Annotated in this window: 7 protein-coding genes; 3 read left to right on the forward strand and 4 right to left on the reverse strand. The window is 55.7% G+C overall.

From position 1 onward, the window contains the following. Positions 1-124 precede the first annotated feature (124 nt). The 3 genes from ACR0NT_RS19345 to ACR0NT_RS19355 are packed head-to-tail and all read left to right on the forward strand — an operon-like array spanning position 125 to position 3,422. On the forward strand, positions 125-1,444 hold the full coding sequence (locus ACR0NT_RS19345; RefSeq protein WP_170447516.1) for a lipopolysaccharide biosynthesis protein: 1,320 nt from the start codon (positions 125-127) through the stop codon (positions 1,442-1,444). Continuing rightward, complete coding sequence (locus ACR0NT_RS19350) at positions 1,441-2,361, forward strand: sulfotransferase domain-containing protein (protein WP_170675160.1); 921 nt, start codon at positions 1,441-1,443, stop codon at positions 2,359-2,361. The genes ACR0NT_RS19345 and ACR0NT_RS19350 overlap by 4 nt, the downstream gene beginning before the upstream one ends. Then, positions 2,358-3,422 (forward strand): glycosyltransferase family 4 protein, encoded by a 1,065-nt coding sequence (locus ACR0NT_RS19355; RefSeq protein WP_170675162.1) that lies wholly within the window; start codon positions 2,358-2,360, stop codon positions 3,420-3,422. The genes ACR0NT_RS19350 and ACR0NT_RS19355 overlap by 4 nt, the downstream gene beginning before the upstream one ends. An 8-nt stretch (positions 3,423-3,430) precedes the next feature. On the opposite strand, the gene ACR0NT_RS19360 is transcribed toward ACR0NT_RS19355, so the two are convergent. The 4 genes from ACR0NT_RS19360 to ACR0NT_RS19375 all read right to left on the reverse strand — a co-directional run. After that, the gene (locus ACR0NT_RS19360) at positions 3,431-4,756 is read right to left on the reverse strand and encodes a hypothetical protein (RefSeq protein ID WP_170675164.1); all 1,326 of its coding nucleotides are present in this window, start codon (positions 4,754-4,756) and stop codon (positions 3,431-3,433) included. After that, positions 4,708-5,595, reverse strand: a complete 888-nt coding sequence (locus ACR0NT_RS19365; RefSeq protein WP_170675166.1) for a phage head spike fiber domain-containing protein — start codon at positions 5,593-5,595, stop codon at positions 4,708-4,710. Before ACR0NT_RS19365 ends, ACR0NT_RS19360 begins: the two co-directional genes overlap by 49 nt. A gap of 258 nt (positions 5,596-5,853) precedes the next feature. Continuing rightward, on the reverse strand, positions 5,854-6,948 hold the full coding sequence (locus ACR0NT_RS19370) for a glycosyltransferase (RefSeq protein WP_170675168.1): 1,095 nt from the start codon (positions 6,946-6,948) through the stop codon (positions 5,854-5,856). A 5-nt stretch (positions 6,949-6,953) separates the two neighbouring features. Beyond that, positions 6,954-7,159, reverse strand: a 206-nt coding sequence (locus ACR0NT_RS19375; RefSeq protein WP_480443527.1) for a cupin domain-containing protein, incomplete at its 5' end; no start/stop codon positions are given.

The raw sequence follows: 7,159 nt of genomic DNA on the forward strand, positions 1-7,159 counted from the left end.
ATCGCAGAAAACCCCGTCACAAAATGGGGCAGAACAATCTCACAAATCACCCCATCCCTCATAACAACCCCCATAAACGCCGCCGCCAATTGATTTGACGGGCCAAGGGGAACACGGAACCGACATGACATTGCTCAGACGAATTCACGGCAACCAAAGGCTGATGCGCCTTGTGGGCGGAGGCAGCGTCGGCGTGCTGATCAAAGGTTCTGCCGCCGGGCTGTCTCTGGCGATGTTTGCCGCTCTGGCCTGGGTCACGGATACCGAAAGCTTTGGGGTCATCGGATTCTGCTTTTCGCTGGCAACGCTGCTGGCTGTCGCCGGATCCTTCGGTCAGCGCATGATGTCGCTGAAGGACGCGGCAATTGCACGGGACAGTGCGCAGGACACGAAACTGGCCCTGATCGGGCAATCCGGCACATTGATCGTCGCCCTTGGAACCTTGCTGTTCTCACTGTTGCTTTTGCCCGCCAGAGCCGTGGGCACCATCGATCTTGATCTGACGGTATTTGTTGCGATGGCAGGGCTGGCCGTCACGCTGGCCCTGGCGGAAAACACGGTTCACTTCTTCCGCGGCTATCGTTCGATTGCCTTCGCTCTGATCCCGCGCGATATTTTGTGGCGGCTGTCGGTGATCGCTATGTGCGTGATTGCACTGATTGCATCCTTCACGGTCCCGACCACGCCCGCCTTGTGGGTGTTGAGCCTGCCCCTGCTGGGCTTGATCTTTGCGCAGTTGCTCAGCGAACCCGCCCTGCGCGACCGGCCCGCTTTCGGTGATCTGGTATCGGAAAGCCGCCGACGCGTGCGCAACGGGCTGCCGTTCTGGGGGACGTCCATGATCCAGACGGTCAGCGGACCGGTACTGGCCCCGGTCATTCTGGGTGTCATGATGTCACCCGATGCGGTTGGGCCGTTTTTTGCAGCCTTCCGCATTGCGCTGGTTCTGGATCTTTTCACCTTGGCTTCGGGCATGGTTGTTGCGCCGCTTGTGGCCAAGGGCCACGCCAACGGTCAGTACGAGGACATGCAGGCCTCGCTCCGGTATTCGGTCCTGCTGGTCAGCGCAGCGACCCTGATTTGTTTCCTCATCATCGTTTTCTTTGGCGCAAATATCCTGGCGCTGATGAACCCGGATTTCACCAGCGCGGCTCCGGCGCTGACGGTTCTTGGGCTGGGTTTTCTGATCGCCGTTCTATGTGGCCCCGTTCCCAACATCATGGAGCTGGCCGGGCTGGAAAACCTGCTGTTCAGACGTCTGATCTGGTTCAATCTGGCATGTCTGGTCGCGCTTGTTCCGGCAACCCAGCATTTCGGCATGATGGGCGCTGCGGTGTGTTCTGCCGGGTTGCGGGCCGCCGTTCACATCGCGTTGCTTTTCACGGTCAAAAGCCGCCTTGGAATTGATCCGTCCATATTTTCACTTTGGCGCAAAGCAAAATGAACAAACCCAACCTGTTTCTGATCGGCGCCCCGAAATGCGGCACCACCGCCATTGCCGAATACCTCTCGGAGCGAGAGGATGTGTATTTCTCAAAGCCCAAGGAACCCTTGTTCTGGTGCTCTGATCTGGGTATCGAACCACATGCCCTGCGCGCCGCCACCATTGAGGAATACGAGGCACTGTTTGCACCGGCGGACCCCTCCAAACATGGCGTCATCGCCGAAGGGACGACATCGTATCTGAGGTCCGAAAAGGCGATCCGCGATTGCTGGGCCTATTCCCCCAAGGCAAAATTCATCGCCGTATTGCGCAATCCTGTCGATGTCGCTCATGCCTTTCACATGGAGCAGCTGTATACCGGGCTGGAAAAACAAAAGGATTTCGCAACAGCCTGGGCGGATCAGACCCGGCGCGAAGCGGAATGGGATGCGGCAAGCGACGGCCGCCCAGACAGTCTGCTCTATCGCCGCATCGCGTCCTTCGCCGACCAGATCGAGACGTTTTTCTCACTCATTCCTGAAGAGCAGCGCCTGATTATCGTGTTTGACGATTTCCGGGACAACCCGCGCGCTGTCTGGCTTGAGATACTTGCATTCCTCGGGCTTGAGGATGACGGGCGGACGGATTTCTCGCCGCGAAACGCGGCCCACGCACAACGGTTTCCCCGGCTGTCGCATTTCCTTCTGGCCCCGCCGAAACCGATTGCACCGCTGGTCACGTCCCTGCGCAAAACCCTGCTGGCCAATGACAACAAACTGGTCGCCACCCTGAAACGGTTTCTGAACGTCAAACGGCCTCGCGCGGACCTGAACCCGGACCTGCGCGCCGAAATGACCGAGGCCTTTCGCCCGGACGTTGACCGGCTCGAGCGCCTTCTGGATCGGGATCTGGCGGCATGGAAAAAGGCTGAGAAATGAAGGTCCTGTTTCTAACCGTGCGCGCTGATCTCGGTGGCGGCCCCGAACACCTGTATCAGCTTTTAAAGCACAAACCGGACAAGGTAGAGGCATTTGTCGCTTGCCCGAAGGACAAGCCCTATCATGATCGGTACTTTGGGTTGGTCGGCCGGAAGAATATCGTAGAACTGCCACACAGATCCTTTTCGCTCCGGTCGCTTTTCGAAGTCGCAGCGTTCGTCAGACGCATGAATATCGACGTTCTGCACTCTCATGGAAAAGGGGCCGGGCTTTATGGACGCCTCCTGGGACTCCTTACGGGACGTCCTGTCGTTCACACGTTTCATGGGTTGCACGTCGGTGACTACCCTGCCCGGAAGAAATGGCTTTACCTCAGTCTGGAACGGGCATTGGGCTGGAAGACCAGAAAGGCCATTTGTGTTTCGCAAGGCGAGGCTTTGCTGATTGAAAAAGCCGGGTTCATCGCTTCTGACAAACTCGTCACCATACCGAACGGAATAGAAATTCCAAACTCGGTCTCACGCCCGTCCTGGGACGGCGGGACGCTGCGAATAATTGCCGTGAATCGCTATGATCATCAGAAAAATCCCGAACTTCTGATCGATATCGCGAGTGCGCTGGACGGCAAAATCGACTTTCGTCTGGATGTCATCGGCACAGGTGACCGTATCGGGGAAATCCGCACCCGCGTGGAACACAACGACCTGGACGAGCGAGTGAGTATCGTTGGTGGCGTCCCCAATCCGCGCGACTATTTTCGCGATGCTCATGTGTTTTTGTCGACATCGCGTTGGGAAGGTATGCCATTGGCCGTGCTCGAAGCCATGTCCGAAGGTTTGTGCGTTCTGGCCACTGAGGTTGTCGGCAACATTGACGTGATTGAGCCGGGCAAGACTGGTTACCTGTTCAAAACCCAAGACGAAGCCATCCGCATTCTGAGCACACTCACGCCAAATGACCTGGGCCGGATTTCTGACCTGGCCCGCCAGACCGCCGAAACTCAGTATTCCGCTTCCGTCATGGCGGAAAGGACCTATGAAACATTAGAATGTTGCTTGTGATTTCAAAACTAGAATTGTGGCTGCAGCAATACTGAGCGCTGCTGCTGCAAGTGCAAAAGGTAATACGCAGAAATAAACAACCAAGCCATAGGCATCGAGTACCAAATAGTTCCCGTGTCAACTGTAAATCCGTGCAGCGCCTCAGAGATCACTAACGCAAAGAAAACTATTCCGTGTTTGGTTTTAAACGCTGCAATCAATGAAACAAAAATCAACCACAGCCAAAGGGCCACATTGACGATACCGGCAAAGAGGCCAAACTCAACAAAGATCGTCAGGTAAAAATTATCGCCCCAAATCCCATAGACCTCATTTATGTTCTTGTAACCTACACCCGTGAACCAGTTTTCTTGGTAAATCTCCAATAGGATTACCCAATTCAAAAACCTACCCGTCTGAAGAAATACACTGTTTCCAGAGAGATTGAGAAAATCCAATCGCTGCAGTCTGTATGCAACGTCTGGCGGAAGAATGAGGCTGAATTCAGACAGAAAAAATGGAGCGATAAGGGCGCATAAAACTGCTGCTAGCCCGATGAATGACCACACTCCGCGACTGAATAGAAACGGGAGCGCGGCCCCATACGCCAAAAGCAAATGCAAGGTGGCCGCCCTGGAAGACGCTATCCATGTGGCATAAAATGCGACCGCAAATATCAGCCCCGAAACGAGAAAGCGCCGCTTATCCCGGCTAAATGAAATTATTGTTAAACCACAAACACTTCCCCATACAGCAGTTAGATGCCCAAAGTCAGAACTGTTCCCCAGAACACCCCCTGCCCTGAGTTGCGGACCTGTGCCATCTCCGGTCCAAAGAGCTTGCTGGTCGCTTCTGATCTGAATGCCTAAATGGTATAGAAGTATTCCCAATATGATTGCAATTCCACCACCCCAAAAAAAGAGCTTGGCTAACTTTATTAATTTCTCCTCACTCATCGGCTGGGTGATCAGTAACGCTGCTGGGAGCAAAATGAATATCATTCTAACAAAAGCTAGATCCTTGACAGATATGCCGCTTATCATGCTCACAACAAGGAATGAAATTGATAGCAAAAATGCCAAAACCATAAAAAAGATTCCAAGCAAATTTTTTGTCAATAGAGATATTCTGGGCATCACTATCAGAAGTAAAATTGGCGCCATCAGATCAAGAAGACCAACAGAAAACCCATCAGATAGGCGTATGGCAAGAAATGGAGAAGCCAAAACAAAAAAAGAGGTTATTCCGACTTTCATTTCTCGCCACAGGGTTTTTCTATACCTGGATTTGCTTACCTGAAAGGCCCTCAGCTCACCACCAGTTTTTTCACCATTGGCCTCGACAAATTTGGCCACCACCCATCACTCACGGCTTCCTGGGCAAACGTATCAACGCTGTCGTTGTCATAGGTGACGGTCACGTCATGCACTCCGGTCAGCCCGACAAGCCCGGGTTGATCCGCTGCGCGCGTAAGCGCGCCACCATTGGTGGTGATGTTTGACGTGGCCGTGCTGCCATATTCCGTCTGGGCGCCCCAGATGTAGACGTCGATATCCTCATTCACGTCTTCGTACAGCATGAAAATGCGGTTCTGGCTGTTGGGAAGCGTATCCGTATACGTGAACCGCTGCCATTGGGTCGAAACCGAAATAGGCTGAGAGGTTCCGTCCGAATGTCCAAAGCGCATCGTCAAAGGCACACTGGTGCGCAACCAGACGCTGACCGTCGAGACCCCGGCGGGGATGCTGTCCGGCACAAGAATCCCGCCACGCTTGCCTCCGGCTCCTCCGGTCGTGTCCGCGCAATTCCAGGTCATCGCGGTCAGGGTTCCGTCAGGTGCGGGTTGTCCGCCGCCAAAGCTCGGCTTGGACGCATACCCGACCCAGTAAGGCCGGGTAAAATCATGTGAATGGAGCAGAAGGTTCGTCGCCGCGGGTTCGAACAGTGCACCCAGAAACGCTCCGGTGCCGAAGGCGTGCTCGCGCCTCAGAACACCCTCAGCCACGGTTTCCAGCGCGCCGGTTTCGGCCACCTGAACCGCCGGAGAGTTTCGGGCAAAGCTCAGCACGGAACTCAACCCGACAGAACGGCCGTGCCGCTTATAGACCTGCTGCCCGAAGTCAAGCGACAGAGCGGGTGCCGACATCCGGCGGTATCGCTGCGAGGTGATGGAAATGTCCGAGGTCAGTTTCATGCCAACACCCTCGCATTGATGCCCGCTGCAGACACGGCATCGCCGTAATGACCGGTCGCCGCGCCCTCAGGATTTGTGGCATCAGAGGGGGCGACCGATGCACAGTCACGCGTGGAACCGGACAGGCTTGGAAGCCGGGTTTTGAACGGGTTCATCATGGATCAGATCTCGCTGTATTAGTCAGTCAGCGGGACCCTAGGAAAAACCCGTTAATGGCCTCCAAGCTGCGCGCGCGTTGCACGACGCACCGGCAACGCGCTAGGCGTCAGCCACGGTCCTGGCAATCAGCTGCGAGATCTTTTCCTTGAAAACCGATGTATCGAATCCTTGAGCAAGCGCGCGAATGTCCTGCGGCGAGCCGACCAGCGACGGGTCGTTCTCGAACCGGTCGATTGCGGCATTCAGCGCTTCGACGCTCTGTTCATGAAACAGCAGCCCGCTGACTCCCTCGGTCACCGTATCCAGTGCGCCGCCACGACCATAAGCGATAACAGGCCGCCCGCTGGCCATGACTTCGACCGGGACAATTCCGAAATCCTCTTCACCGGGGAAAATCAGCGCCCGGCAGCTGGCAAACTGCTTTTTCAGTTCCGCGAAGGGCACCCGCCCCAGAAACGAGATGTTTGCGCCCGACTTCCGTTCAAGCGCCTCTTTCATCTCGCCATCCCCTACGACAACAAGCTTGCGGCCCGAGCGGTTGAACGCATCGATGGCCAGGTCTGCCCGCTTGTAGGACACCATTTCCCCGGCCAGAAGATAGTGATCCCCGACCTGATCAGATGTCTGAAAATCCCCGGTTTCGACCGGAGGAAAAATAACTTCTGCATCGCGCCGGTAATACTTGTTGATGCGCTGGCGGATAAAGGATGAATTGGCAACAAACCTGTCGACACGAGCCGCCGTTGAAACATCCCATATGCGCAGTTTGTGGGCCATGAACGGCATGGCAAGACGCGCGAGACGTCCAGCCTGAGCGCGATAGACATGGTAGTGATCCCAAATATACCGCATCGGGGAATGGCAATAGCTGATATGGGTCGCGTCGGGGCGTGGGATGATGCCTTTCGCAGGACCGGATTCACTTGAGAGGATCAGATCGAACTCCTGCATGTCCACAAGCTCAAGCGCCAGCGGCATGAACGGAAGGTATTTCTGATAGTGTTTTCTGGCCCCCGGCAAACGCCCGATGAACGTCTCCCGGACCTCGTGCTGCCGAACCTTTTCGCTGACCTTGTCGGGGTCGTAGACATGGGTGATGATCACGGCGTCCGGGTACAAATCCAGAAACGCCTCAAGCACCTTTTCACCACCGCGCATACCGACAAGCCAATAGTGAACGATTGCGACTTTCACCGTCCTCAGCCCTTTGCGCCTTGGCCGCGGGCGTAGACGTCTTCGTAGCGGACGATGTCGTCCTCGCCGAGATAGGCGCCGGTCTGCACTTCGATCAGGACCATCGGGACCTTGCCGGGGTTCTCCATCCGGTGCACCGCGCCCAGCGGGATGTAGACCGACTGGTTCTCGGTCACCAGTTGCTGATGGTCGTCAATGGTCACGCGGGCGG

It is taken from the genome of Ruegeria sp. AB10 (assembly GCF_056542745.1).

Bases quoted from the DNA above. Each gene is read 5' to 3' on its own strand.
- ACR0NT_RS19345 (WP_170447516.1), top strand. From the start codon at position 125: ATGACATTGCTCAGACGAATTCACGGCAACCAAAGGCTGATGCGCCTT.
- ACR0NT_RS19350 (WP_170675160.1), top strand. From the start codon at position 1,441: ATGAACAAACCCAACCTGTTTCTGATCGGCGCCCCGAAATGCGGCACC.
- ACR0NT_RS19355 (WP_170675162.1), top strand. From the start codon at position 2,358: ATGAAGGTCCTGTTTCTAACCGTGCGCGCTGATCTCGGTGGCGGCCCC.
- ACR0NT_RS19365 (WP_170675166.1), bottom strand. From the start codon at position 5,595: ATGAAACTGACCTCGGACATTTCCATCACCTCGCAGCGATACCGCCGG.